General features: G+C 72.4%; 23 protein-coding genes, 1 tRNA gene and 1 pseudogene. 17 read left to right on the top strand and 8 right to left on the bottom strand.

Annotated features, from left to right (window positions below):
* The first annotated feature begins 57 nt into the window (after nucleotides 1-57).
* On the top strand, nucleotides 58-756 hold the full coding sequence (locus tag ACR9Y5_RS12905; protein WP_481298316.1) for a nucleoside triphosphate pyrophosphohydrolase: 699 nt from the start codon (nucleotides 58-60) through the stop codon (nucleotides 754-756).
* Between the two features lie 6 nt (nucleotides 757-762).
* On the opposite strand, the gene ACR9Y5_RS12900 is transcribed toward ACR9Y5_RS12905, so the two are convergent.
* Genes ACR9Y5_RS12900 through ACR9Y5_RS12885 form a run of 4 tightly spaced genes read right to left on the bottom strand, consistent with a single transcriptional unit; the run spans nucleotide 763 to nucleotide 4,795 of the window.
* Entirely contained in the window at nucleotides 763-1,578 is an 816-nt protein-coding gene (locus ACR9Y5_RS12900; protein ID WP_481298315.1) for an ABC transporter ATP-binding protein, read from the bottom strand.
* A gap of 2 nt (nucleotides 1,579-1,580) precedes the next feature.
* Entirely contained in the window at nucleotides 1,581-2,666 is a 1,086-nt protein-coding gene (locus tag ACR9Y5_RS12895) for a FecCD family ABC transporter permease (protein WP_481298314.1), read from the bottom strand.
* Nucleotides 2,663-3,733, bottom strand: a complete 1,071-nt coding sequence (locus ACR9Y5_RS12890) for a FecCD family ABC transporter permease (RefSeq protein WP_481298313.1) — start codon at nucleotides 3,731-3,733, stop codon at nucleotides 2,663-2,665. The genes ACR9Y5_RS12895 and ACR9Y5_RS12890 overlap by 4 nt, the downstream gene beginning before the upstream one ends.
* A 6-nt stretch (nucleotides 3,734-3,739) precedes the next feature.
* Nucleotides 3,740-4,795, bottom strand: coding sequence for an iron-siderophore ABC transporter substrate-binding protein (locus ACR9Y5_RS12885; protein WP_481298312.1), 1,056 nt, complete (start codon nucleotides 4,793-4,795; stop codon nucleotides 3,740-3,742).
* A 472-nt stretch (nucleotides 4,796-5,267) separates the two neighbouring features.
* Between ACR9Y5_RS12885 and hisS the strand changes: the two genes are divergently transcribed.
* From hisS to ACR9Y5_RS12845, 8 genes are all read left to right on the top strand, one after another.
* Nucleotides 5,268-6,560 (top strand): histidine--tRNA ligase, encoded by a 1,293-nt coding sequence (gene hisS, locus ACR9Y5_RS12880; RefSeq protein ID WP_481298311.1) that lies wholly within the window; start codon nucleotides 5,268-5,270, stop codon nucleotides 6,558-6,560.
* 63 nt (nucleotides 6,561-6,623) lie between these two features.
* Nucleotides 6,624-7,904: a phosphopyruvate hydratase gene (gene eno / locus ACR9Y5_RS12875; protein ID WP_481298310.1), complete on the top strand. Its 1,281-nt coding sequence runs from the start codon at nucleotides 6,624-6,626 to the stop codon at nucleotides 7,902-7,904.
* Between the two features lie 95 nt (nucleotides 7,905-7,999).
* A complete protein-coding gene (locus ACR9Y5_RS12870) occupies nucleotides 8,000-8,368 on the top strand; it encodes a hypothetical protein (RefSeq protein ID WP_481298309.1) in 369 nt (122 codons plus the stop codon).
* Nucleotides 8,365-8,610, top strand: coding sequence for a hypothetical protein (locus ACR9Y5_RS12865; protein WP_481298308.1), 246 nt, complete (start codon nucleotides 8,365-8,367; stop codon nucleotides 8,608-8,610). Before ACR9Y5_RS12870 ends, ACR9Y5_RS12865 begins: the two co-directional genes overlap by 4 nt.
* Nucleotides 8,611-8,730: 120 nt before the next feature.
* On the top strand, nucleotides 8,731-9,255 hold the full coding sequence (locus ACR9Y5_RS12860) for an FtsB family cell division protein (RefSeq protein ID WP_481298307.1): 525 nt from the start codon (nucleotides 8,731-8,733) through the stop codon (nucleotides 9,253-9,255).
* 5 nt (nucleotides 9,256-9,260) lie between these two features.
* On the top strand, nucleotides 9,261-9,776 hold the full coding sequence (locus tag ACR9Y5_RS12855; protein WP_481298306.1) for a DUF501 domain-containing protein: 516 nt from the start codon (nucleotides 9,261-9,263) through the stop codon (nucleotides 9,774-9,776).
* A gap of 7 nt (nucleotides 9,777-9,783) precedes the next feature.
* Complete coding sequence (locus tag ACR9Y5_RS12850) at nucleotides 9,784-11,148, top strand: S8 family serine peptidase (protein WP_481298305.1); 1,365 nt, start codon at nucleotides 9,784-9,786, stop codon at nucleotides 11,146-11,148.
* A gap of 38 nt (nucleotides 11,149-11,186) precedes the next feature.
* Nucleotides 11,187-12,605, top strand: a complete 1,419-nt coding sequence (locus ACR9Y5_RS12845) for an NAD(P)/FAD-dependent oxidoreductase (protein ID WP_481298304.1) — start codon at nucleotides 11,187-11,189, stop codon at nucleotides 12,603-12,605.
* 232 nt (nucleotides 12,606-12,837) lie between these two features.
* Here the strand turns inward: ACR9Y5_RS12845 and ACR9Y5_RS12840 are convergent.
* Nucleotides 12,838-12,911 (bottom strand) — tRNA-Leu (locus ACR9Y5_RS12840).
* A 407-nt stretch (nucleotides 12,912-13,318) separates the two neighbouring features.
* On the opposite strand from ACR9Y5_RS12840, the gene ACR9Y5_RS12835 reads away from it, so the two are divergent.
* Nucleotides 13,319-13,705: a YchJ family protein gene (locus ACR9Y5_RS12835; RefSeq protein WP_481298303.1), complete on the top strand. Its 387-nt coding sequence runs from the start codon at nucleotides 13,319-13,321 to the stop codon at nucleotides 13,703-13,705.
* Here the strand turns inward: ACR9Y5_RS12835 and ACR9Y5_RS12830 are convergent.
* Entirely contained in the window at nucleotides 13,702-15,936 is a 2,235-nt protein-coding gene (locus tag ACR9Y5_RS12830) for an Ig-like domain-containing protein (RefSeq protein WP_481298302.1), read from the bottom strand. The two genes, ACR9Y5_RS12835 and ACR9Y5_RS12830, sit on opposite strands and share 4 nt — an antisense overlap.
* Nucleotides 15,937-16,097: 161 nt before the next feature.
* Here ACR9Y5_RS12830 and ACR9Y5_RS12825 point away from each other — a divergent pair.
* From ACR9Y5_RS12825 to ACR9Y5_RS12810, 4 genes and pseudogenes are all read left to right on the top strand, one after another.
* Nucleotides 16,098-16,679, top strand: a pseudogene (locus tag ACR9Y5_RS12825) (TetR/AcrR family transcriptional regulator); the annotation flags it as partial.
* A gap of 259 nt (nucleotides 16,680-16,938) precedes the next feature.
* The gene (locus ACR9Y5_RS12820; protein WP_481298301.1) at nucleotides 16,939-18,195 is read left to right on the top strand and encodes an MFS transporter; all 1,257 of its coding nucleotides are present in this window, start codon (nucleotides 16,939-16,941) and stop codon (nucleotides 18,193-18,195) included.
* Nucleotides 18,195-19,487, top strand: coding sequence for a type III PLP-dependent enzyme domain-containing protein (locus tag ACR9Y5_RS12815; protein ID WP_481299579.1), 1,293 nt, complete (start codon nucleotides 18,195-18,197; stop codon nucleotides 19,485-19,487). The genes ACR9Y5_RS12820 and ACR9Y5_RS12815 overlap by 1 nt, the downstream gene beginning before the upstream one ends.
* On the top strand, nucleotides 19,484-20,797 hold the full coding sequence (locus ACR9Y5_RS12810; protein ID WP_481298300.1) for a D-arabinono-1,4-lactone oxidase: 1,314 nt from the start codon (nucleotides 19,484-19,486) through the stop codon (nucleotides 20,795-20,797). The genes ACR9Y5_RS12815 and ACR9Y5_RS12810 overlap by 4 nt, the downstream gene beginning before the upstream one ends.
* 95 nt (nucleotides 20,798-20,892) lie before the next feature.
* Here ACR9Y5_RS12810 and ACR9Y5_RS12805 read toward each other — a convergent pair whose 3' ends face one another.
* The gene (locus ACR9Y5_RS12805) at nucleotides 20,893-21,780 is read right to left on the bottom strand and encodes a M48 family metalloprotease (RefSeq protein WP_481298299.1); all 888 of its coding nucleotides are present in this window, start codon (nucleotides 21,778-21,780) and stop codon (nucleotides 20,893-20,895) included.
* A 7-nt stretch (nucleotides 21,781-21,787) separates the two neighbouring features.
* Nucleotides 21,788-22,354, bottom strand: coding sequence for a LemA family protein (locus tag ACR9Y5_RS12800; protein WP_018191575.1), 567 nt, complete (start codon nucleotides 22,352-22,354; stop codon nucleotides 21,788-21,790).
* Between the two features lie 152 nt (nucleotides 22,355-22,506).
* On the opposite strand from ACR9Y5_RS12800, the gene ACR9Y5_RS12795 reads away from it, so the two are divergent.
* The 3 genes from ACR9Y5_RS12795 (at nucleotide 22,507) to ACR9Y5_RS12785 (ending at nucleotide 24,719) form a co-directional block, all read left to right on the top strand.
* Nucleotides 22,507-23,133, top strand: a complete 627-nt coding sequence (locus tag ACR9Y5_RS12795) for a TetR/AcrR family transcriptional regulator (RefSeq protein ID WP_481298298.1) — start codon at nucleotides 22,507-22,509, stop codon at nucleotides 23,131-23,133.
* Nucleotides 23,134-23,199: 66 nt separating this feature from the next.
* On the top strand, nucleotides 23,200-23,988 hold the full coding sequence (locus ACR9Y5_RS12790) for an ABC transporter ATP-binding protein (protein WP_481299578.1): 789 nt from the start codon (nucleotides 23,200-23,202) through the stop codon (nucleotides 23,986-23,988).
* The gene (locus ACR9Y5_RS12785) at nucleotides 23,985-24,719 is read left to right on the top strand and encodes an ABC transporter permease (protein WP_481298297.1); all 735 of its coding nucleotides are present in this window, start codon (nucleotides 23,985-23,987) and stop codon (nucleotides 24,717-24,719) included. Before ACR9Y5_RS12790 ends, ACR9Y5_RS12785 begins: the two co-directional genes overlap by 4 nt.
* Nucleotides 24,720-24,804 lie beyond the last annotated feature (85 nt).

Genomic DNA, 24,804 nt, shown 5'->3' with positions numbered 1-24,804 from the left:
CCGCCCACGAGTCTAGCGGGTGGCAGGATGGGGGCATCGTAAAGCGAGGAGGTCCGGATGGGCGAGACAGTGGTCCCCGAGGCCGCGACCAAGCTCGACGAGCTGGTCGCGGTGATGGCCGTGCTGCGGGCTCCCGGCGGGTGCCCGTGGGACGCGGACCAGACCCACGAGTCGCTGGTGCAGTACCTGATCGAGGAGACGTACGAGCTCATCGACGCCATCGAGACGGGCGACCGTGACGAGCTCCTCGAGGAGCTCGGCGACGTGCTCTACCAGGTGCTGTTCCACGCGGACATCGCCGCCCACACGCCGGGCGAGGACTTCGACATCCAGGATGTGGCCGCGCACATGACGGCGAAGATGGTCGGCCGTCACCCGCACGTCTTCGGCGATCGCGCCGCCGCCGACGCGCGCACGGCGGAGACCGCGGACGACGTGGTCGGGTTCTGGGACGAGCTGAAGAAGCAGGAGAAGCCGGGACGCACGAGCGTGCTCGACGGCATCCCCCAGGGCATGCCCTCGCTCGCGCTCGCCGACAAGCTGCTCGGCCGCGCCGAGAAGGTCGGACTGCTCGACCTCCAGCAGCAGGGCGGCGTGCAGGTCGGCAGCGAGGACGAGCTCGGCCCGCTGCTGCTTGCGATCGTCGCCTCGGCCAAGGCGCAGGGGCTGGATGCGGAGCGCGCCCTCCGTTCGACGCTCCGCGATCTGCAGGGCGAGATCCGCGACCAGGAGGCGGCGACGCGCGAGAGCGCCTGACCTCTCCTACCGGTGGTGCCGCCCGAGCGGGACGACCAGCGGTGTGCCGGTCACGGGGTCGTCGGCGACCACCGCCTCCACCCCGAAGACGTCGCGGACCAGGTCGGCCGTGACGACCGCGGCGGGGTCGCCGGCCGCCACGATCTCGCCCTGGCGCATCGCGACCAGGTGCCCGGCGTAGCGGGCGGCCAGGTTGAGGTCGTGCAGCACCATCACCACCGTCGTGCCGCGCGCCGCGTTGAGGTCGAGCAGCAGGTCGAGCACCTCCAGCTGGTGGCTGAGGTCGAGGAACGTGGTCGGCTCGTCCAGCAGCAGGATGTCCGTCCGCTGGGCCAGCGCCATCGCGATCCACACCCGCTGCCGCTGGCCGCCGGAGAGCTCGTCGACCGGACGCTCCGCCAGCTCGGCCACGCCGGTCGCCGTCATCGCCTCGGCGACCGCCTCGTCGTCGTCCGCCGTCCAGCGCCGGAACCAGCCCTGGTGCGGGTAACGCCCGCGCGAGACCAGGTCCGCCACCGTGATGCCGTCCGGCGCGCTGGGCGTCTGCGGCAGCAGGCCGAGCCTCTGGGCGACGCGCTTGGTCGGCAGCGCCCGGATGTCGGAGCCGTCGAGCAGGACCGTGCCGCCGGTGGGCGCCAGCAGGCGCGACAGCCCTCGGAGCAGCGTCGACTTGCCGCAGGCGTTCGGGCCGACGATGGCGGTCACCCGCCCGGCGGGCACCTCCAGGTCCAGGCCGTCGACGATGACCCGGCCGTCGTAGGCGAGCGTGAGTCCGCGCGCGGCGAGCTCCGGTGTCGGCGATGTCGGTGTCTCGGTTGCCATGGTCAGCCTCCCCGGCCCACGCTGTTGGTCCTGGCGAGCAGCCAGAGAAGATACGGCGCCCCGACGATTCCGGTGACGACACCGACCGGCAGCACCACGCCCGGGATCGCGAACTGGGCAGCGATATCGGACACGACGAGGATGAGCGCGCCCAGCACAGCGGACGGCACCAGTGCGAGCGATCCGCGCCCCACCAGCCGGCGGGCGATCGGCGCCGCGAGGAACGCGACGAACGAGACCGGGCCGGCGACCGCGACGGCGATCGCCGCGAGCGTGACGGCCACGGCGACGACGGCGAGCCGGGTGCGCTCGGGGCGCACACCGAGCCCGGCGGCGAGGTCGTCGCCGAGCGAGAGCGTCCCGAGCGGACGGCCGACGGCCAGTGCGCACGGCACGAGCACGACGGTGCCGACGGCGAGCACGAGCAGCGCGGACGGATCGACCGAGTTCAGGCTCCCGGTGATCCACACCAGTGCTTGCTGCACATCGGAGATGTCCCCACGCGTGAGCACGTACGAGACGATGCCTCCGCAGAACGCGGCGGTGCCGATCCCGATCAGCACGAAGCGGTAGCCGCTGACCCCGCGGCGCCAGGCGAGCGCGTAGATGACCGCGGCGGCCACCAGAGTCCCCACCAGCACGATGCCGGAGAGGGCCAGGCCGGTCAGCCCGAACCAGATCAGCGCGATCGAGCCGGTCGCGCTCGCCGCAGCCGTGATGCCGATGATGTCCGGGCTCGCCAGCGGGTTGCGCGCGACCGATTGGATGAGCGCACCGGAGAGCCCGAGGCAGGCGCCGACCAGGGCGCCGGCCACCAGGCGCGGCAGCCGCAGGTCCAGGATGACGAACGACGTCAGGCGGTCGGCGCGCCCGACCAGCGCGGCCAGCACGTCGAGCGGTGCGACGGAGGCGGCGCCGAGCGTCAGGGACACGGCCGCGACGACCACCACGGCGACGGCGAGCACGACCGAGACGCGCACGATGCGCGACCGGCCCGCGCGGCGGTCGGCGCGGACGGCGTCGACGAGCGGACGCGGGCCGCCCGAGACCGCGGAGGGCGCAGGGCCCGCGCCCGGGCCGCCGCTCACAGGGCCACCATCCGGCGACGGCGGACCAGCGCGATGAAGACGGGAGCGCCGACGAAGGCCAGCACCACGCCCACCTGCAGCTCGCCGGGCGGCGCGACGACGCGACCGATGATGTCGCAGCCGAGCAGCAGCGACGGGGCGAGCAGCGCGGAGTAGGCGAGGATCCAGCGGTAGTCGGCGCCGACGACCCGGCGCGCGATGTGCGGCACGATGAGCCCGGCGAACGCGATCGGTCCGACCGCCGCCGTGGCGGACCCGCAGAGCAGCACGACGGCGACACCGCTCAGGCCCCGGCTGACGCCCACCCGCTGGCCGAGCCCGCGCGCGACGTCGTCGCCGAGGGCGAGCCCGTTGAGCAAGCGTCCCAGGGCGAGGGCGATCACCGCGCCGAGGGCCAGGGCGGGTAGCACCTGCAGCAGGACGCCGAATCCCCGGCCAGCGAGCGAGCCGACCTGCCAGAACCGCATCGCCTCCAGAGAGACGCGGCTGGTCAGCTCCACTGCGGTGATCAGCGACCCCAGCGCCGCGGAGACAGCCGCACCCGCGAGCGCCAGCTTCACCGGCGTCGCCCCCTCGCGCCCCAGCGACGACACAGCGTAGACGAGGGCCGAGGCGAGGGCCGCTCCGGCGAACGCGAACCACAGGTAGCCGGAGGGGGCGGTCACACCGAGGAACGCGATGGCGAGGACGACCGCCAGCGACGCCCCGAAATTGACGCCCAGGATGCCGGGGTCGGCGAGCGGGTTGCGCGACAGTCCCTGCATGACGGTGCCCGCGAGCCCCAGCCCCAGACCGGCGGCGATGCCGAGCAGCGTGCGGGGCAGCCGGCTGTCGACGACGACCAGCGCGTCCGGGTCCGACCGCGAGTAGTGCGTCAGCGCGTGCAGGACGTCCGCGGGCGCGATCGTGCGCGCTCCCACCATCAGGCTCAGCACGGAGAGGGCGACGAGCAGGAGGGCTGCGGCCGCGAAGCCCAGCAGCAGACGCCGGCGGCGCCGGGCGATCGGGGCGGGCGTGCGGCCCTGCCCGATGCGCCCGGCGTCCGGGGCGACCACGCTCGACGGCATCACGCCTTACTTCACCGTGTCCGCGGCGGCCGCCAGCTGAGGCACGTAGCGGTCGAGCATCCACGGGATGCTGAGCACGCTCGGCGCGCTGGTGGCGGCGACGAACGACTCGCCCACGATCGGGGCGAAGCGTCCCTCCTTGATCGCGGGCATCGCGGCGACGAGCGGGTCGGAGGTGAACGCGTCCACCGACGACTGCTTGTCGAAGTACATCACCAGCAGGTCGGTGTCGATCTTCGACAGGTTCTCGTAGCTCAGCTGGTAGAAGAAGCTGCCGTCGCCCTTCGACGCGTCGAGGGATGCGATGCTCGGGGAGTTCTTCAGCCCGAGGTCGTTCAGCAGCTGAACCCGCGGGTCCTCCGCCCGGTACACGTTGAGCTTGCCCGGCTCGTTCGCCGCGGCGTAGAAGAACGTCTTGTCCTTCAGCACGGGGTACTTCGCGGCCAGAGCGGACACCGAGTCCTCGGTCTTGGCGACCAGCGCATCCGCCTGCTTCGACATCCCGAGCGCTTTGCCGACGATGGCCATCTGGTCGCGCCAGCTGGTCGCCCACGGCTTCCCCGGGTAGGCGACGACCGGGGCGATCTTGCTCAGGGTGTCGTACTCGGTCTGCGTCAGCCCCGAGTACGGCGCCAGGATGACGTCCGGCTTCGCCGTGACGAACTGCTCGAAGGGCACCTCGCCGGTGTCGGCGTCGAGGATCTGCGGGGTCTTCCCGCCGAGCTGCGTGATGCGGTCCGCATCCCAGGGGAGCACGCCGTCCGCATCGCCGCCGTAGCTGAAGCCCGGCATGGCGACCGGGACGATGCCGAGCGCCAGCACGATGTCCTGCGCGCCCCAGCCCCAGGTCGCGATCCGCTTCGGCTTCGCGTCGATGGTCGCCGAACCGAGGGCGCTTTTCATCGTCACCGGGAAGGCGCCGTCGTCGCCGCTCGCCGTGCCCTGCGCGCCGGAGCCCCCGGCGCTGCAGCCGGTGAGCACGAGCGCCGCGGAGGCGACGAGGGCGGAGGCGATGGCGACGAGACGCGATCGTCGGGCGCGGGCGGGGCGTGCTGGGAGCATGGCTCTCCTCGGTTCGGAGGGTGGGGGACGGATGCGGCTGCCGCCTCGAGGAAGGGCGCCGTCTTAGGCAAGCCTAACCTAATATGCCGAACGGTCACCAGGCCGATGCCGGGCGCGCAGACGCCGGCGCAGCGGAAGGCGGGGCCGGCAGCGCGTCCACGGTGGGGTGTCCATTCGCCATTCGGGTGAGACGCCGGGTGGCGGCGCGCTCCTGGTCCTGGCGGACGCGTTGTCGGCCTCTGATGTCTGGCAGCGAGCAGGCGCCGTGGTGGGACGGATGCGACTCATGCCAGGTCCTCCCCGTGGAGGACACCACCGAGCCGCGCGCGCGGAGCGGCCTCAGGGTGGCAACGCCCTAAGGCTACGCGCACCGGCCGAGCCACCGCGATCCCCCCGGGAGGTGTCCGCGATGCCGGTCGGGGCCGCCCGGCGCCGGGCGGCTGCGCTGGAGCGGACATGGAAGAATCGGAGCATGGCCTCACCGATCACCCCGCCCCGCGGCATGCGCGACTTCCTCCCCGCCGAGAAGGCCCGCCGCGAGCATGCCCTCGGGGTGATCCGGCGCAGCTTCGCCGCCCACGGTTTCGACGAGATCGAGACGCCGGTCGTGGAGGACGTGGAGCGCCTCCACTCGGGGCTCGGCGGCGACAACGAGAAGCTGTCGTTCAGCATCCTGAAGCGCGGCCTCGACGGGGACGACCTCTCGGCGGCGATCGAGTCGGGCGACCTGCTCAGCCTGTCCGATCTGGGGCTGCGGTTCGATCTGACCGTCCCGCTCGCCCGGTTCTACGCCTCGCACCGCGCCGAGCTGCCTCCGGTGTTCCGGAGCATCCAGATCGCTCCCGTCTGGCGCGCCGAGCGGCCGCAGAAAGGCCGCTTCCGGCAGTTCGTGCAGTGCGACATCGACATCATCGGCGAGGGCTCGCAGCTGGCGGAGGTCGAGCTCATCACCGCGACGGCGGCCGCGCTGGAGGCGCTGGGGCTCACCGACTGCACCATCCGGATCAACGACCGCCGCATCCTGAACGGCCTGCTGGAGTACTGCGGCTTCGACGAAGCGCGCTGGCCGCAGGTGCTGATCTCGATCGACAAGCTCGACAAGATCGGCGCGGACGGCGTGGTCGCGGAGCTCGCGGAGGGCGGCGCGGACGCCGCGGCGGTGCTCGGCGGGCTGCTCGCGAAGCTCGAGCCGCACCTGGCCGACGGGGGAGTGGAGCTGACGGTCGAGGCGATCACCGGCATCCTGCCCGAGGGGCTCGACACGGATGCGGTCGCCGACCTGGAGGCCCTCGCCCACGCGCTCGACACGCTGCCGCCGGGCGTCGGCCTGCGGTTCGACCCGACGCTGGTGCGCGGGATGGGCTACTACACCGGGACCATCTTCGAGATCTCGCACCCCGGCTCGGGCAGCTCGGTCGGCGGCGGCGGACGCTACGACGGCATGATCGGCCGCTTCCTCGGCACCGACGTGCCGGCCGCCGGGTTCTCGATCGGATTCGAGCGGGTGGTCGACCTGATCGAGCTGCCCGAGGACGCCTCCGCGGAGTCCGTCGTGCTCGTCTACGACCCGGCGGTCCCGCTCGACCGGCTCGTCGCGATCAAGTCGGAACTGGTCGCCCGCGGCAGCCGCGTCCGCCTCGACCGCCGCGCGAAGAACCTGAAGGGCGTGCTCGACCGCGCGGCCGCGTCCGGCTTCCGCTCCTTCGCGTTCGTGAACGCGGACACCCCGGACGCCTCGGCGCTCGAGCTCAAGCCGCTGGCGTAGCGCGCCACCCGGCCTCACTAGACTGACCTCGGAATCCCACAAAAACCACGCAAGGAGACAGTTGTGGCTGCAATCGAAGCTGTAGGCGCTCGCGAGATCTTGGACTCGCGCGGGAACCCGACCGTCGAGGTCGAGGTGCTCCTCGAGGACGGCACGGTCAGCCGTGCCGCCGTCCCGTCCGGAGCCTCCACCGGGGCGTTCGAGGCCTACGAGCTGCGAGACGGCGACAAGGAGCGCTACCAGGGCAAAGGCGTGCTCAAGGCCGTCGACGCCGTGCTCGACGAGCTCGGCCCGGCGATCGAAGGCTTCGAGGCCTCCGAGCAGCGCCTGGTCGACGAGGCGCTCATCGACCTCGACGGCACCGAGAACAAGAAGCGCGTCGGAGCCAACGCCATCCTCGGCGTCAGCCTCGCGGTCGCGAAGGCGGCGGCCGACTCGGCCGACCTGCCCCTGTTCCGCTACGTCGGCGGCCCGAACGCGCACATCCTCCCGGTGCCGATGATGAACATCATCAACGGCGGCGCTCACGCCGACACCGGTGTCGACATCCAGGAGTTCATGGTGCTGCCGCTCGGCGCCGAGACGTACTCCGAGGGCCTCCGCTGGGGCGTCGAGACCTACCACTCGCTCAAGGCGCTGCTGAAGTCGAAGGGCCTGAACACCGGCCTCGGCGACGAGGGCGGCTTCGCCCCGGAGCTGGAGCACAACCGCGCGGCGCTCGACCTGATCTCCGAGGCGATCGAGCAGGCCGGCTTCACCGTCGGCCGCGACATCGCCCTCGGCCTCGACGTCGCGAGCACCGAGTTCTTCGAGAACGGCGTGTACCGCTTCGAGGGTCAGGACCGCAGCTCCGCCGAGATGAGCGCCTACTACCAGGAACTCGCCGCCAACTACCCGCTGGTCTCGATCGAGGACCCGCTGGCGGAGGACGACTGGGAGGGCTGGACGCACCTCACCGCCGAGCTCGGCACGAAGCTGCAGCTCGTCGGCGACGACCTGTTCGTCACCAACCCGAAGCGCCTCGCCGACGGCATCGCCCGCCACGCCGGCAACAGCATCCTGGTCAAGGTGAACCAGATCGGAACCCTCACCGAGACGCTCGACGCCGTGTCGCTCGCCCAGCGCAGCGGCATGACCGCCGTGCTGTCGCACCGCTCCGGCGAGACCGAGGACACCACGATCGCCGACCTGGCGGTCGCCACCAACGCCGGCCAGATCAAGACGGGCGCTCCCGCCCGCTCGGAGCGCGTCGCCAAGTACAACCAGCTGCTCCGCATCGAGGAGGAGCTGGGCGACGCCGCCGTCTACGCCGGCCGCAGCGCCTTCCCGCGCTTCACCGCGTAACGCGCCACGCCGCGAACGGCCCCCGGGCTCCCCGGGGGCCGTTCCGCGTTCCTGGCACTCGCAGACCGCCGCGGCGCGGGCGATAGTGTTCTGAGGTGCCCGAGATCGAGGACGACGCGACGGAGCTGGAGGTGCCTCCGGGAACGCCGGTGCGTTGGTACGAGTTCGTCATCGGTCCGGTGCTGCTGCGTGCTCCCTCCCTTTTCGTTCTCGGCTACGCCGGTTATCGCCTCGGCGCTCTGCCGTACCGTCCGATCGAGCGTGTCGCGCGGACAGCGCCGGCGGAGGCGTGGCGCCGACGGTCGATCTGGTGCGGCGCGGCGGCCGTCGCGGTGCTGCTGGCGGACGCGCTCGTCCAAGGGCTCGGTTCGCCGATCCTATTGGCGTTGGTTCTGTTCCCCTCCGTGGTCCTGCCGCGTGCGAGCGGCGCCGCGCACAGATTCTCCACGGGCGCGCCCGCATGAGGACGGAGTCCGAGGTCGTCCCGCTGGTGCTGTTCCTTGCGCTCGCGGGGCTGTTCGCCGTGCTGGGGGTCTTCCTGCTGATGCGGCCCGGGAGGGCGGCCGCGTTCTTCGCCGATCAGGATGCGCGCACGCGCTTCCGGGCGCGCGACGCCCGCACCCTCGGCATCGTGTTCGCCGTCGGTGCGGCCGTGCTGCTCGCGCTGGGCGTCGTCCGGCTGGTCGCCCTGCTGGGCAGCGGCTGAGCGCATCCCGACACCCCGACGCGCCGCCGTCCCCGGCGGATCCGTCGCCTACGATGGAGGGACGAGGGGAGCGGGCCGACCGGCTCCGTCCGCCGCCGCGATCCGAGACCGGGAGGGCCCATGGCGAAGCCGCGCACGCGCCGCGTCCCGGTGCGCATGTCCCGGCCGACCGGCACCGGGCGGTGGCTCCGTCAGCTGCACTTCTCGGCGTTCTCGCTCGTCATGATGGGCGTGCTCGTGCTGGCCGTCGTCATCCTGGCGCCCACCGTGCAGGCGTTCCTCGCCCAGCGGCAGCAGATCTCCGACCAGCAGCACGCGGTCGACCAGCTCGCCACGCAGGTGAACACGCTGAAGGATCAGCGCGCCCGCTGGAACGACCCGAGCTACCTCCGCGCGCAGGCCCGCGACCGGCTCTACTACGTGATGCCCGGCGAGGTCAGCTACCTGGTCATCGACGACCGCCCGCCCGCGGCGAAGCAGGACACGACCCCGGTCAGCTCGAGGCTGCAGAAGACGCGCACCGACTGGGTGAGCTCGCTGTTCGGCTCGTTCATGGGCGCCGGTCTCACGGAGGCGACGCCGCAGCAGCTGGGCGGAGCGCCCGCGACGCCCGCCCCGACGCCCACCCCCGCACCGAAGAAGTGACCCGCATGACCCGACCGCCCTTCGATCCCGTGACCGACGACGACATCGCCGTGGTCTCCGAGCAGCTCGGCCGACCGGCCCGCAACGTCGTCGGCATCGCCGCGCGCTGCGTCTGCGGCCGGCCGACCGTGGTCTCGACGGCTCCGCGGCTCGACGACGGCACGCCGTTCCCGACCTTCTACTACCTGACGCATCCCGCCGCGACCGCCGCCATGTCGGCGCTCGAGGCCACCCAGGTGATGACCGAGTACAACGACCTGCTCGCCGCCGACGTGGAGGTCGCCGCGCAGTACCGGGCGGCCCACGAGCAGTACCTGGCCGACCGGGAGTCGATCGCCGTGGTCGACGAGATCTCCGGGATCTCCGCGGGAGGCATGCCCTCGCGCGTCAAGTGCCTGCACGCCCTCGCGGCGCACGCCCTGGCCGCCGGACCCGGCGTCAACCCGATCGGCGACCTGGCCCTCGCCCGCGGCGGGTGGTCGCCCGCCGTCTGCGAGTGCCGCATCGACGTCGCCGGGTAGGTTCCGCATGGAGCGCCGGGGTGGTGGGGCTGCGATCCGCGAGAGGATGCGCGGCCGCGGTGCGCGGGGCGGTGCCCGTTCGCCGCGCGCCCTGGGTCCGCGTCTGCGCCGGCTCACCGCATCCCTCGCCGTCGCCGCGGTGGCTCTCGTGGGAGCGGTCGTCCCCGCGACGGCCGCCCGCGCCGACCAGGTCCGCGACCTCGAGTACTGGCTGAACGACTACGGCTTCTCGCAGGCGTGGGCGACCACGCGCGGCGCCGGGGTGACCGTCGCCGTCATCGACACGGGCGTCGACGGGTCCGTCCCCGACCTCGCCGGGGCGATCGTCGGCGGCACGGACGTGTCCGGCGTCGGCTCCCCGAACGGCGAGAAGCCGCTGGGGGATGCGGAGAGCGCGAACCACGGCACCTGGGTCGCCTCGCTGCTCGCCGGCCGGGGGACCGGGCCGGGCGACGGTGTGCTGGGCGCCGCGCCCGAAGCCGGCGTGCTGACGGTGTCGGTGGCGCTCGGCAAGGCGATGGGACCGGTCGGCAGCGACGAGCAGATCGCGCAGGCGGTGCACTGGGCGGTCGACAACGGCGCCAAGGTCATCAACATGTCGCTGACGCGCAACACGCTGGACTGGCCGCCCAGCTGGGACGAAGCCTTCCAGTACGCCTTCGCCCACGACGTCGTGATCGTGGCCGCCGCGGGCAACCGGGGGAGCGGCACCAGCGAGGTGGGGGCGCCGGCGACCATCCCGGGCGTGCTGACCGTCGCGGGCGTCGACCGCGCGGGACGGGCGAGCTTCGATGCGTCAGCGCAGGGCATCACGATCGGCGTCTCGGCGCCGAGCGAGCAGCTCGTGGGGGCGAACCCGGGCGGCGGATACGTGCAGTGGGCGGGCACCAGCGGGGCGACGCCCCTGGTCGCCGGGGCGGTCGCGCTCGTGCGGGCCGCGCATCCCGAGCTGAAGGCGGCGGACGTGATCGAGCGCATCATCCGCACGGCACGGCCGGCCGGTGGCGCCGTCCCCAGCCCGATCTACGGCTACGGGCTGCTGGACGCGGCCGCGGCGGTCACCGCCACGGTCCCGCACGTGACGGCGAACCCGATGGGCGACCTCGGCGACTGGATCCGCATCCACCGCCGGGCGCAGTCGCCGTCGGCCACCGCGCCGCCGGCCGCGGGCGGGGATGTTCGCGCTGCGCCCGTGCCCGCGAAACTCACCCCTGAGCGCGCGCTACCATGGAGTGAGATGTTCTGGCCGCAATGGAGCGTCCTCACCGCTTTCTGGCTTCCGTTCGCCCTGATCGCCGGCTTCCTCGTCCTCGTCGCCCTCGGCGGCACCGGCGCGTGGCTGCATTTCAGGCGGATGCGCAGCAGGGAGTAATGTAGGCCCAAACTTTCGTGTTGAGGAGACGCATCACTGTGCCCAAAATCCTGATCGTCGGCGGCGGATACGCCGGCTTCTACACCGCGTGGAAGCTCGAGAAGCAGCTCCGCCCGGGCGAGGCCGAGGTCACCATGGTCGACCCGCTGCCCTACATGACGTACCAGCCGTTCCTCCCGGAGGTCGCGGCGGGCTCGATCGAGCCGCGTCACGCGGTGGTCGCGCACCGCCGCCACCTCAAGACGACCAACATCATCACCGCGAAGGTCACCTACGTCGACCACGCGCGCAAGGTCGCCACCATCCAGCCGCCGGTGGGCGAGTCCTACGAGCTCGAGTACGACATCGTCGTGGTCACCGCCGGCGCCGTGTCGCGCACGTTCCCGATCCCGGGAGTCGCCGACCAGGCCGTCGGCCTCAAGAACATCGAGGAGGCCGTCTACATCCGCGACCGCCTCCTCACCAACTTCGACAAGGCGGCGGGCATGCCGGCCGGTCCGGAGCGCGACCGCCTCCTCACCGTGGTCGTCGTCGGCGGCGGCTTCGCGGGCATCGAGATCTTCGCCGAGCTCCGCTCGTTCGCGAGCGCCCTGCTGAAGCGCTACCCCGAGATCTCGTTCGAGGACACGCACTTCCACCTGATCGAGGCCATGAGCCGGATCATGCCGGAGGTGTCGCTCAAGACGAGCCACTGGGTCATCAAGAACCTGGCGGAGCGCGGCGCGGAGATCCACCTCGACACCCAGCTCTCGAGCGCGGTCGACGGCGTCATCCAGCTGTCCACCGGCGAGAGCTTCGAGTCCGACCTCATCGTCTGGACCGCCGGCGTCATGGCGAACCCGACCATCGTGCGTCACACCGACCTCCCGATCGAGGAGCGCGGCCGCCTGCGCGTCCGCGCCGATCTCCGCGTCGGGACCGACGACGAGATCATCGAGGACGCCTGGGGCGCGGGAGACGTGTCCGCCGTCCCCGACCTCACAGGCGGAGGCGTCGGCGGCTACTGCGTGCCGAACGCCCAGCACGCGGTGCGCCAGGGCAAGCTGCTCGCGAAGAACATCGTCGCCTCGCTGCGCGGCGAGCTGCCGCGCCAGTACTACCACAAGAGCCTCGGTGCTGTCGCCGGCCTCGGCGTCGGCATCGGCGTGCTCCAGTCGGGCAAGATCGCCGTCAAGGGCGTTCTCGGCTGGCTCGCCCACCGCGGCTACCACGGCCTGGCGATGCCGTCGTGGGAGCGCAAGTTCCGCGTGATCTGGGGCTGGTGGAACAACCTGTGGCTCGACCGCGACATCGTGTCGCTGCAGGCCGTCCAGAACCCTCGCGCCAACTTCGAGGAGTTCGCCGCCCGCCCGAAGCCGGCCGTCGAGGCCGCTCCGGAGGAGCCGGCGAAGAAGGCCCCCGCCCGCAAGAAGGCGCAGCCCGCGACCAAGCAGCCCGCCGAGGTCACCGCGAAGTAACGCACCGATCGCGTCGAAGGCCCGGCCCCCGAGGGGGTCGGGCCTTCGTGCATCCGCCGGTCATGCGATCGTCGGAGATCTGCGACCGTTCGTCGGAGATCCGACCGGAATCGCCGCGAAAGTCCATCCGCAGAGCGTTGCGTCGGAGATTTCGGGGCCGATCTCCGACGGGCGGATGAACCGACGTCAGGACGGCCGGCTGGACGGCCGCATGCGCGGGCGAGCCCGAAGGTACCCCCAGTGGGACTCGAACCCACACTCGGGCGAGTTTAAGTCGCCTGCCTCTACCGATTGGGCTATGGGGGCGTGGCACGGCCCCGACCCCGGGCCGCGGACGCGTCCGGCGACGGATGCGCGGAGCGCTACCGGCCGCGGTACGGGGACTTGACCATCTGCACGATGGCCGCGGTCGCGAGGCCGCCTCCGACCACGACGACGAGCCAGATGAAACCGATGAGCAGACCTTCCATGGCCTCAACGCTACACCGTCGCAACACTGTCGCGTTCGGCCCGCAGTGTCTGCGAAGACCTTCAGGACGTCCGAAGAAGTCGCCCACTTTCGGGGACCACACTGTATGCCGACACCCTTTCTGGTGAGGTGTCCCCGGACCCGGCCGGTGCCCAGGATCCCCCCGACGTGGGCATCGGCCGGGTCTCCACGTCCCGGCCGGGAGACGCGGCCGCCGGCCGCACGCCCCGGTTAGGCTCGGTGCGTGACCACCCGCTGTCCCTGCCTGAGCGGCGAGACCTACGACGCCTGCTGCGGACCGCTCCACCGGGGCGAGCCCGCCCCCACCGCGGAGCGGCTGATGCGGTCGCGGTTCAGCGCATTCGCCCTCGGCGACACCGGCTATCTGCTGCGCAGCTGGCACCCCTCCACACGCCCCGCCGAGCTCTCGCTCGACCCGGATGTGCGCTGGTACCGGCTCGACATCGAGCGCACGGAGCGCGGTGGACCGTTCGACACCGACGGCGTGGTCGAGTTCGTCGCGCACTACAAGGGCGCCGAGCGCGGCAGTCTCCACGAGGTGTCGCGTTTCGTGCGCGAGGGCCGTGACTGGTTCTACGTGGAAGCCCTCGCCGCCGGGCACCGGGGCTAGGGCACGCTGCGGTCGAGCGCCGGCACGACGTACCGCTCCCACAGCCACACGGCGACGCTGGTCGCCGCGAAGCCCACCGCGACCGCGACGACGACGAGGATGCCCACTCCGCGCTCCACGAGGGATGCCACCGGCAGCAGCAGCGCGAACAGCACGGTGTAGACGACCAGGCTGAGCCCCGCCCACAGCCAGCGCGACCACTGCGCGATCGCCCGTCCCGCCAGACCACCGATCGGGAGGAGCATCACCGCGGCCGAACCGATTCCGGTCAGGGCGAGGGCGTTGACGAGTTCGACGACGAACGCGCTGACCGGATCGGACGGAACGCCGAGCAGCCCGACCGCGAGCCACGCCAGGACGCCGAGCGCGGCGACGGCGGACACCTGCACCGCGGCGATGCGCCCGCGGCGCACCCGCCCCGCGTGCGGTCCCAGCGCGAGCCCGAGCACCAGCGCGAACAGCAGGGCGGGGGAGAGTCCGAGGACGCGCGAGCCGATCGCGGCCATCGCGACCACCACGAGCAGTCCGGGTCGCAGGACCAGGCGCGGCACGGGCAGCTGGAGGTGCGGCGCCAGCCCGCGACCGGCGAGCACCCACACGGCGTTCACGGCCGTGACGGCGACGGCGACGGCGAGCAGGACGCTCGGGTAGGTCCCCGCGTCGGGGACCGGGGTGGACAGCGTGACCAGCAGCACGGTCGCGAGGCCCGTGGCCGCGATCGACCAGAAGCGCTGCGACGGCGAGACGGCCGGCGCACCCTGAATCGCTCCGGCCGTGGTGGATGCGGAGGAGGCGGCACCGCCCGCGGCCTGGCCGAACAGGGCGGACGCGTCCGACACATCCGAACGCGGCCGGTTCCGGCCGAACAGCGAGGTGCGTCGCCCGCCGTGGCGTCCTCGCTCGGCGCGCCCGCGCGCGAGGGCGGCGGCGAGCAGCCGTGCGGGCAGCACGAGCAGCAGCAGTGCGGCGACGGCCAGGCCGGCCGATCGCATCCACCCGGGCAGTGCCGCCGCGGACACCACCGGTGCGCTCGCGGCGGTGAAGGGCGCGTCCATCCAGCCGCGGGTGTCGGGATGCCTCGGTCCGGTGGGCGGCGCGGCTCCCGGAGCGGCGGGGGCCGGAGCCGACGGCGTGGGGGTCGGCGCCGGGGTGCGCGTCGGCGACGGCGACGTCCCGGCCGCCGCGCCGGCCGCGGCCGCGACGGTCAGCGTGACGGGGTTGCTCCCCGGGCTGACGTTCCCCGCGGCGTCGCGCTGCAGCGCCGACACCGTGTACGAGCCATCGCCGAGGACGCCCGAGCACGACCACGCGCCACCCACCACCTCCGCCGTGCAGAGCACGGTGGTGCCGTTCGGCGTCTGCGCGTAGAGCGTGACGCGGGAACCGGACTCGCCCGCACCGCCGAAGGTCACCGGCGAGCCGGCCGGGGCGGACGAGCCCGCGGCCGGGGTGTCGATGCGCGGGGCGCCGGGCGGCGTGCGGTCGACGGCGATCGGCACGGAGGCGCTCCGGCCCGAGCGCTGGGTGGAGAAGTCGGCGACCTGCGTAGCCCACACCGTGTGCCGCCCGTCGGAGAGGGGGCCGTTCAGGACGCATCCCCAGGCCCCGTTCGAATCCGCAGGGAAGGTGCAGTTCGCACCGCTCTCCGCCGTCACGGTCACCCGGGCGCCGGGGTACGCGGTGCCCCGCACGGCCCCGGAGGTGGAGACGACGCCGTCGCCGGCGATCGTGGGCGGGTGCAGCACATCCACCCGGTCGCTATCCGACTCGCCGGTCGACCGCGACTCGGCGCGCACGCCGACGCCGCCGCCGTCGGGCAGCGAGGCGAGCGCGCACGACCAGCGTCCGTCGTCCCCGACTGTCGCCTGGCAGCTTTCGGACGCGCCCGGCGTGGAACCCGCGGAGACGGCGACGACGTCGCCGGCCGCTCCGGTGCCGGAGACGGGGAGCGGGAAGGAGGTGACCAGTCCGGCCGGGAGGTCGTCCATCCTCAGCGGCTGTGGTGTGGGGGACGGCGAGGGGGTGCTCGACGGCGGTGCGGTGTCCGCGGGAGCGGCGGCCGGCGGCCGAGGTGCCGCCGAGGCCGGCGCTGTGTCGTACGCTGACGGGAGGTGCTGCGGTGCGAGGGATGCTCGAGGGGCGGGGGTGGCGGTCGCGGGCCGCGCACCCCCGATCAGTGCGACGGCGCTGAGCAGCAGGGCGGCCAGCGCTGCGGCGGTCGCAAACGACACCAGTCCGATCGACCCCCGCGGCCGCACTGGTGGTGACACGTCGCTCGTAAATCCCCGCATTCCACCCCATTCCAGGGGGTACGACCCGGGCGTGTCAAACCGATCGACACAATTTGCGGCATACTGACATCTGGGACGACTGTCCCACTTTCTCCCGCGCGATGGGGCGCGGCAGAGCCTCAGGAGTCCGGATGATGCGTATCCCGGTGGCGGACCGGCGCACGGCACTGGTCCAGGCTGCGCTCCGGCTGATCGCCCGCGACGGCGTCGCCGCCGCCACCACCCGCCGGATCGTCGCCGAGGCGGGCATGCCCCTCGCCTCCTTCCACTACGTGTTCGCCTCCCGGGACGAGCTGATGGCCGAGCTGATCGAAGCGGCCGTCGAGAGCGAGCAGCGCGACTTCGCTCCCGCACTGGCCGGCGGGACTGCCGGAGGCGCCGGCGGCGAGCAGGATGTCGGGATGCGCGAAGCGATCCGCGCCGGGCTCCAGCACTACTTCGACGGCGTCTGCGCCGACCCCGACCGCGAGAAGGCGATGCTCGAGCTGACCCAGTGGGCGCTCCGCGAGCCCGGCTTCGAGCCGCTCGCACAGCGCCAGTACGCGCGCTACCACGCCGTCGCCGCCCAGGCGGCCGCCGACGCCGCCCGGCTGACGGGCAGCGTATGGCTGCGGCCGATCGACGAGGTCGCCCGCATCCTCGTGTCGTTCACCGACGGGCTGACGCTCGCGTGGCTCGTGACCCGTGACGACCGGGCCGCCGCCGCCACCATGGACGTCGCCGCCGACGCACTCGCCGCTCTGACAGCGACCGGCGCGTCGGCTCCCGCCGCATCCACCGGAGCGGCGCCCGCGCGGGCGACCACCCCATCCACCCCGGCCCCCTCCACCCCCGCCGGCTCGACCCCCGCCCCATCCACCCCCGCCGGCTCGACCCCCGCCCCATCCACCCCCGCCGGCTCGACCCCCGCCCCGTCCACCCCGCCCCGAAAGCAGGCCGCCGATGACGAACACCTCCACGCCGGCGGTCTTCGCCGAGCCCGTCCGCAAGGTGCCGGGCCGGTGGATCGCCGCCTTCGCCGTCGCCTGGCTGGGGGTGTGGATGGCGCAGCTCGCGCCCATCCAGAAGCTCCTGCCCGACCAGGTGCAGACCGAACTGCACGCGACGTCGTGGGTCGACAACGTCGTCGCGTTCGGCGTGATCTCGGGCATCTCCGGGGTCTGCGCGATCGTCGCCTACCCGCTGACGGGTGCGCTCTCCGACCGGACCACGAGCCGTTTCGGGCGACGCCGGCCGTGGATCGCCGCCGGCGCCCTCGTGTTCGCGGCCTCCCTCGTGCTGCTGGGAATGCAGACCAGCATCGTCGGGATGGGCGTCTTCTGGTCGTTGGCGCTCACCGGTTTCTGCATCCTCACCGCGGCGCTCACGGCGACGATCAGCGACCAGGTGCCGGTCGACCAGCGCGGCTACGTCAGCGGCTGGATCAGCGCCCCGCAGGCCATCGGGATCATCCTCGGCGTCGCCCTCGTCACCTACGTCTTCGTCGGCGCGTTCGTCGGGTACACGGCGATGGCGGTACTGCTGCTGGTCCTGGTGCTGCCGTTCCTGCTGCTCCCGGATGCGGTGCTCGCGCCGGAGCTGCGGGAGCGGATGTCGGTGCGCGGCGTCATCGAGGGACTGTGGATCAGCCCGCGGGCGCATCCCGACTTCGGCTGGACGCTGCTCAGCCGCGTGCTCGTCAACTTCGGCAACGCGTTCGGCACGTCGCTGCTGCTGTACTTCCTGGAGTTCGGACTGCGCGACCCGCACGCCGACGACGATCTGCTCGTCCTCATCCTCATCTACATGGTGTTCGTGATCGTCGCGTCGCTCGTGCTCGGGTGGCTCTCCGACCGGCTGGGCCGACGCAAAGTGTTCGTGTTCGCCTCCTCGGCGGTGCAGGGGGTGGCGGCGCTGCTGCTCGCCTTCGTGCCGGACCTGTCGGTCGCGTTCGTCGCGGCGGCGCTGCTCGGCGTCGGGTACGGCTGCTTCCTCAGCGTCGACCAGGCGCTCGCCACGCAGGTGCTCCCCGACCCGGAGAGCCGCGGCAAAGACCTCGGGATCATGAACATCGCCCTGGCCGTGCCGCAGGCCGTCGCCCCGCTGTTCGGCGCGATGATCGTCGCCGCGCTCGGCGGCTTCGCCGGCCTGTTCGTCCTGTCCGCCCTGTTCGCGTTCGCGGGAGCTCTCGCGGTCGCCCGAGTGAAAGCGGTGCGCTGATGACCGACCTGAACCTCGCCACCCCGCCGGTCGCCGCCGACCGCACCTGGACGGCGCCGGACGTGTTCTGGCCGTCGCTCTCCGCCGCCACCGCCCAGCTGGACCCGCCCCTGGCGGTGCTGCACCTGCCCGCCCTCCGCCACAACGCGCACGACATGCTGCGCCGGGCGGCCGTGCCGTCGGGGCGTGCGGCGAAGAGCATCCGGGTCGCGTCCAAGTCGGTGCGCGTCCGGTCGGTGCTGGATGCGGTGCTCGCGCTGCCCGGGTACGCGGGCGTGCTCGCCTACACGCTGCCCGAGGCGCTGTGGCTCGCGGGGGGCGGCGCGGAGCATCCACCCGTCCAGGATGTCGTGGTCGGGTACCCGAGCGCCGACCGGAGCGCGATCCGCCGCCTCGCGGCGTCGCCCGAGCTCGCGTCGCGGGTGACCCTGATGGTCGACTCCATCGCGCACCTCGACGTCATCGATGCGGTCGTGCCTCCCGGCGCCCGCGAGACCATCCGGCTGTGCCTCGAACTCGACTCCTCCTGGCTCGCACCGGTGCTCGGTCGCGTCGGGGTCTACCGGTCGCCGGTGCACTCGGCCGCGGCCGCCCGCGAGCTGGCGGCGGCGATCGTCCGCCGTCCCGGCTTCGCCCTCGTCGGGATGATGGGCTACGAGGCCCAGATCGCCGGTCAGGGCGACGATCCGCCCGGCAAGCCCGCGTGGGCGGCGACGCTGCGGTGGATGCAGAAGAACTCGCGCGAGGAGCTGCTCGGCCGTCGCGGTGAAGCGGTCGCGGCGGTGCGCGCGATCGCCGACCTGGAGTTCGTCAACGGCGGCGGCACCGGGTCGCTGGAGTTCACCGCCTCCGACGATTCGGTGACGGAGATCGCAGCGGGCAGCGGCCTGTTCGGCGGCCACCTGTTCGACACGTACCGGTCGTTCCGGCCCGCGCCCGCCGCCTCCTTCGCGCTCTCGGTGGTCCGGCGCCCGGATCCGAACACCGCGACGCTGCTCGGCGGCGGCTGGATCGCGTCCGGGCCGCCCGGACCCGACCGGATGCCGTCGGTGGCGTGGCCGACCGGCCTGTCGATGGTGGCGCGCGAGATGGCGGGGGAGGTGCAGACGCCGCTGACCGGGGCCGCCGCGGGCGTGATGCGCATCGGTGACCGGGTCTGGCTGCGGCACACCAAGTCGGGCGAGCTCAGCGAGCACGTCGACTCCTTCCACCTGGTCGACACGGTCGACGGCCGGGCGCGTGTGGTCGGCGAGGTCGCCACCTACCGCGGCGACGGCAAGGTCTTCCTGTGACGGCTGTCGGCGGACTCTGGCGCAACTGGGGGCGGACGGAGGCGGTGCGCCCGCAGCGTGTCGAACGTCCCGCGTCCGCCGAGGCGGTGCAGCGCGCCGTGCTGGCGGCCAACCGCACCGGGATGCGCGTCAAACCGGTCGGGGCGGGCCACAGTTTCACAGGCATCGCCGTCGCACCGGGCGTGCAGCTCGACCTCGAGGATCTGAGCGGCATCCGGGAGGTGGACCTCGAACGCGGACGGGTCACGCTCGCGGCGGGCACCCACCTGCACCAGCTGCCGCGGCTGCTCCGGCCGCACGGGCTGGCCCTGGAGAACATGGGCGACATCGACCGGCAGACCATCGCTGGCGCCACCTCCACCGGTACGCACGGGACGGGCGGCTCGTTCGGCGGGCTGGCGACGCAGATCGTCGGCCTCACCCTGGTGACCGGTCTCGGGGAGCTGCTGCGCATCGACGAGACGCGGAACTCGGAGCTGCTCCCGGCCGCCCGGCTGGGGCTCGGAGCGCTCGGCGTGATCGTCGACGTCACGCTGCAGTGCGTTCCCGCGTACCTGCTCCAGGCCGTCGAGCGGCCGGAACCGCTGCAGGCTGCGATGGAGTCGTACCTCGAGCGGTCCGCCGCCGAGGACCACTTCGAGTTCTACTGGTTCCCGCACACGGAGACGGCACTCACCAAGACGAACACGCGTCTGCCGCTCACGGCCGAGCGCAAGCCGCTGTCGCGCGCCGGGCGCTGGTTCGACGACGAGCTGCTCGCCAACGGGGTCTACCGCGGTGTGTGCGCGCTGGGCACGGTCGCGCCGGGCGTCATCCCGCCGTTCAGCCGGCTGGCGCAGCGGCTCACCGGCAACCGCGACTTCACCGACCACGCGCCGCGGGTCTTCGTCACCAACCGCACCGTCCGGTTCCGCGAGATGGAGTACGCGCTGCCGCGGGAGGCGGTGCCCGGGGCTCTCGCCGAGGTGAAGGCGCTGATCGAGCGGCGCGGCTGGCGCATCTCCTTCCCGATCGAGGTGCGCAGCGCGGCGGCCGACGACAACTGGCTCTCCACCGCCTACGGACGCGAGAGCGGCTACATCGCGGTGCACCGGTACTACCGCGAGGACCAGCGCGAGTACTTCTCGGCGGTCGAGGAGATCATGGCCGCGCACGAAGGCCGGCCGCACTGGGGCAAGCTGCACGGCCGGGATGCGGACGCGCTGCGGACGCTGTACCCGCGGTTCGACGACTTCCTGGCCGTACGGGACCGGCTCGACCCGGAGCGCCGCTTCGAGAACGCCTACCTGCGCCGCGTGCTCGGCGCCTGACTCTGCGCCGCCTCCGCGCCGATGTCTGCTGCGGTTCGGAACGTCTGCGCCTGCGCGCGCGGGCGCAGACGTTCCCAATGAGGGCAGTCGGTGAGCTAGAAGGTGCCGCCCATCGACTCCAGGCGCTCGACGCGCTCGGGGATCGGCGGGTGGGTGGAGAACAGGCGAGCCATGAGACCCGGCTTCAGCGGGTCGTTGATCCACAGGTGCGCCATGGAGGAGTTCTGCTTGCGCATCGGGCGGCCGTACGCCTCCAGCTTGAGCAGGGCGCTCGCCAGGGCGTCCGGGTGCCGCGTCGTCAGCGCGCCGGTCGCGTCGGCCAGGTACTCCCGCTGCCGCGAGACCGCCAGCTGCACCAGCGTCGCGACCAGCGGCGCCACGATCGCGGCGATCAGCCCGAACACCAGCACGACAGGGTTGCCGCCGCCGTTGCTGTTGTTGTTCCGGTTGCCGCCGAAGAACGCCATCCGCAGGAAGATGTCGGCGATGAAGCCGATCGCGACGGTGAGGCCGAACACGATCATCCCGAGGCGGATGTCGTAGTTGCGCACGTGCCCGAGCTCGTGCGCCATGACGCCCTCGAGCTCCGCATCCGTCATGATGTCGAGCAGCCCCGTGGTCGCGGCGACGGAGGCGTGCTGCGGGTCGCGCCCGGTCGCGAACGCATTCGGCGCCGGGTCGTTCACGATGTAGACCGCCGGCATGGGCGTCCCGGTCGTGATCGACAGGTTCTCCACGACGTTCCAGAGGCGCGGGTTGTCCGCCTTCTGGATGGGGATGGCCCCCGACATACTGAGCGCCTGACTGCTCGCCAGGTAGTACTGGAACAGCGCGTAGAGCACCGCCCCGATGAGCACGACCACGAGGATCGTGTAGCTCTGGTAGATGACCGAGGCCAGCCATCCGAGCGCACCGATGAGTACCAGGAACAGCAGGATGATGAAGACGGTGTTGCGCTTGTTCCTGGCGATAGCCCTGTACATCGACGCCCTAGAACTGGACGCGCGGGGGCTCGGCGATCGCGGCGAGGTTGTCGACCTCGAAGAACTCGCGCTCGGTGAAGCCCAGGCGTCGGGCGAACAGGTTGTTCGGGAAGACCTTGATCTTGGTGTTGAACTCGCGGACGCCGCCGTTGTAGAACCGGCGCGACGCCTGGATCTTGTCCTCGGTGTCGACCAGGTCGGCCTGCAGGCGCAGGAAGTTCTGGCTCGCCTGCAGCTGCGGGTACGCCTCGGCCACGGCGAAGATGCTCTTCAGCGCGGTCTGCATGTGGTTCTCGGCGACCGACGCCTCACCCGGGGTCTGCGCGGACAGCGTCTCGGCGCGCGCCTGCGTCACCGACTCGAACACCCCGCGCTCGTGCGCGGCGTATCCCTTGACCGTCTCGATCAGGTTCGGGATGAGGTCGGCACGGCGCTTCAGCTGCACCGTGATGTCGCTCCACGCCTCGTCCACACGGACTTTCAGCGTCACGAGGGAGTTGTAGGTGGCCCACAGATAGATCCCGATGATCGCCACGATCACGACGACGATGATGACCGGAATGAGCCATTCCATGTTCGCTGAACTCCTTGTGTGCAGGCGCCGGGTCGAGTGATTGCGCAGGTCACATCCTAGCTTCGGCGGAGGCGGCGCCGACCGCGTTCCCATCACACTCGAAGCAACCCCCTCGGAGGCGGACAGCGCACGTCCGGGTGCACAATGGCTGCGTGAGCGAGCTGGCCGAACGTCGCCGACCGGGGCGTCCGCGCAAGGAGCGGGGCGCGGCGTCCGCGCGCGCGGCGATCCTGCGCGCCGCGGCCGACGAGTTCGCCGAGCGGGGGTACGAAGCGGCCTCCCTCCGGGCGGTCGCGCGGCGCGCGGGCGTCGACTCCGCGCTCGTCCACCACTACTTCGACGGCAAAGCCGACCTGTTCGCCGCCACGCTCGAGGTCCCGCTGCGGCCCGACCGCGTACTGGACGTGGTGCTGGCCGGCCCGCGCGACCGGGTGGGGGAGTCCCTGGTGCGGTACGTCGTCGAACGTCTCGACGACGAGAAGTCCGCCCGGCGGATGGTCGTGGTGCTGCGCACCGTCCTCGGCAGCGGCCCCGGGACCCGGATGGTGCGCGAATTCCTCCAGCGGGAGGTGCTGTCGAAGCTCGCCTCCCTGAGCGACGCGCCCGACGCATCCCTGCGCGGGGAGCTCGCCGCCGCCCAGCTGGTCGGGATCATGATGACCCGGTACGCGCTGCAGGTCGAGCCGATCGCGAGCACGCCCGCGGACGAGCTCGCGCGCCGGGTCGGGCCGGTGCTCCAGTGGCACCTGTTCGGAGATCCGGACGCGCCCGTCTCCTGACACGGCCGCGCGGTGGCGGCCGGTGTCTTGACGCGGAGTCCGCCGGAGCGAATAATTCAGCACATGATGAATTCGCCGGATGCGGCGGAGCCCGCCGTCGCCATCGAGGACCTGCGGGTGCGCCGAGGCCGCGCCGACATCCTGCACGGGCTCGACCTGCGCATCCCGCGCGGGCAGGTCGTCGGACTGCTCGGGCCGAGCGGATGCGGCAAGACGACCCTCATGCGTTCGATCGTCGGGGTGCAGCGTGTGAAGGGCGGCACCGTGACGGTGCTCGGCCAGCCGGCCGGTTCTGCGGCCCTGCGGCACCGCGTCGGCTACGTCACCCAGGCGGCGAGCGTCTACGACGACCTCACCATCCGGCAGAACCTCGACTACTTCCGGCGGGTCCTCGGCGCCGGGCGGGCGGATGTGGAGCGCGCGATCGCCGCGACCGACCTGGAGGAGCATGCCGGGCGGCTGGTGTCGACGCTCTCCGGCGGCCAGCGCAGCCGCGTGTCTCTCGCCGCCGCGCTGCTCGGCTCGCCCGACCTGCTGGTGCTCGACGAGCCGACGGTCGGGCTCGACCCGCTGCTCCGGGTGGAGCTCTGGGGTCTGTTCCACCGCCTCGCCGACTCGGGCACCAGCCTCCTCATCTCCAGCCACGTGATGGACGAGGCGAGCCGCTGCGACCGGTTGATCCTCATGCGCGACGGCGCGGTGCTCGCCGACGCGACGCCCGGCGAACTGCTGGCCGAGACGGGGGCGGCGGATGCCGAGGGCGCGTTCCTCGCGCTGCTCCGGCGCCGGCACGCGCGGCACGCGCTGCCCGAGACGGACGAGGACGCCGCCGGCCTCGGGGAGGACGTGCGATGAACGCGACCAGGACCCTGGCGACCACGGGCCGCGTCCTCACCCAGATCCGCCACGACCCGCGCACCGTGGTGCTGCTGCTGATCGTGCCCAGCCTCCTGATCGGGCTGGTGGCGTGGATCTTCACGGACACGCCGGTGTTCCAGACGATCGGGCCGGCCATCCTGGCGCTGTTCCCGTTCATCGTGATGTTCCTGGTCACCTCCATCACCACGCTGCGGGAGCGGCGCACCGGGACGCTGGAGCGCCTCCTGTCGATGCCGCTCGGGCGCGGCGACTTCATCCTCGGCTACACGATCGCGTTCGGGCTGCTGGCGATCGTGCAGGCACTGCTCGCGTCGGGCTACGCGCTGTGGGTGTGCGGGCTCGACGTGAAGGGCAACCCCTGGCTGCTGGTGGCGGTCGCGGTGACGGATGCGGTGCTCGGCAGCACGCTCGGACTGTTCGCGAGCGCGTTCGCGCGCACCGAGTTCCAGGTGGTCCAGTTCATGCCGCTGCTGGTCTTCCCGCAGATCCTGCTGGGCGGCATCTTCCTGCCGCGCGATCAGCTTCCGCCGGGGCTGGAGGAGATCAGCGACTGGCTGCCGCTGTCGCACGCGGTGGACGCGCTCAACGCGGTGGCGGCGGACAGCCACGACGCCGCCTACGTCGGCGGCCAGCTGCTCATCATCGGCGCGTTCGCCGTTGCGGCGGTGGTGCTCGGCGCCGTCACGCTGCAGCGCCGGACCGCCTGAGGCGGGCGCGGCGCAAGGGGCGGCGCGTGCTTGTGTCGGAGAAAGGGGCTGGAATCTCCGACGCAACGCTCTGCGGATGGAGTTT

The organism is Leifsonia sp. KNZ13-11D (assembly GCF_056754895.1).
Note: the sequence above shows the minus strand (reverse complement) of the source record. Positions and strands in the feature narration are given on the sequence as shown.

Coding starts and splice junctions, on each gene's coding strand:
- ACR9Y5_RS12805 (WP_481298299.1), bottom strand. CDS start 21,780: ATGTACAGGGCTATCGCCAGGAACAAGCGCAACACCGTCTTCATCATC.
- ACR9Y5_RS12905 (WP_481298316.1), top strand. CDS start 58: ATGGGCGAGACAGTGGTCCCCGAGGCCGCGACCAAGCTCGACGAGCTG.
- hisS (WP_481298311.1), top strand. CDS start 5,268: ATGGCCTCACCGATCACCCCGCCCCGCGGCATGCGCGACTTCCTCCCC.
- ACR9Y5_RS12815 (WP_481299579.1), top strand. CDS start 18,195: ATGACCGACCTGAACCTCGCCACCCCGCCGGTCGCCGCCGACCGCACC.
- ACR9Y5_RS12800 (WP_018191575.1), bottom strand. CDS start 22,354: ATGGAATGGCTCATTCCGGTCATCATCGTCGTCGTGATCGTGGCGATC.
- ACR9Y5_RS12890 (WP_481298313.1), bottom strand. CDS start 3,733: ATGCCGTCGAGCGTGGTCGCCCCGGACGCCGGGCGCATCGGGCAGGGC.
- ACR9Y5_RS12860 (WP_481298307.1), top strand. CDS start 8,731: ATGGCGAAGCCGCGCACGCGCCGCGTCCCGGTGCGCATGTCCCGGCCG.
- ACR9Y5_RS12900 (WP_481298315.1), bottom strand. CDS start 1,578: ATGGCAACCGAGACACCGACATCGCCGACACCGGAGCTCGCCGCGCGC.
- ACR9Y5_RS12785 (WP_481298297.1), top strand. CDS start 23,985: ATGAACGCGACCAGGACCCTGGCGACCACGGGCCGCGTCCTCACCCAG.
- ACR9Y5_RS12850 (WP_481298305.1), top strand. CDS start 9,784: ATGGAGCGCCGGGGTGGTGGGGCTGCGATCCGCGAGAGGATGCGCGGC.
- ACR9Y5_RS12865 (WP_481298308.1), top strand. CDS start 8,365: ATGAGGACGGAGTCCGAGGTCGTCCCGCTGGTGCTGTTCCTTGCGCTC.
- ACR9Y5_RS12820 (WP_481298301.1), top strand. CDS start 16,939: ATGACGAACACCTCCACGCCGGCGGTCTTCGCCGAGCCCGTCCGCAAG.
- ACR9Y5_RS12855 (WP_481298306.1), top strand. CDS start 9,261: ATGACCCGACCGCCCTTCGATCCCGTGACCGACGACGACATCGCCGTG.
- ACR9Y5_RS12790 (WP_481299578.1), top strand. CDS start 23,200: ATGAATTCGCCGGATGCGGCGGAGCCCGCCGTCGCCATCGAGGACCTG.
- ACR9Y5_RS12885 (WP_481298312.1), bottom strand. CDS start 4,795: ATGCTCCCAGCACGCCCCGCCCGCGCCCGACGATCGCGTCTCGTCGCC.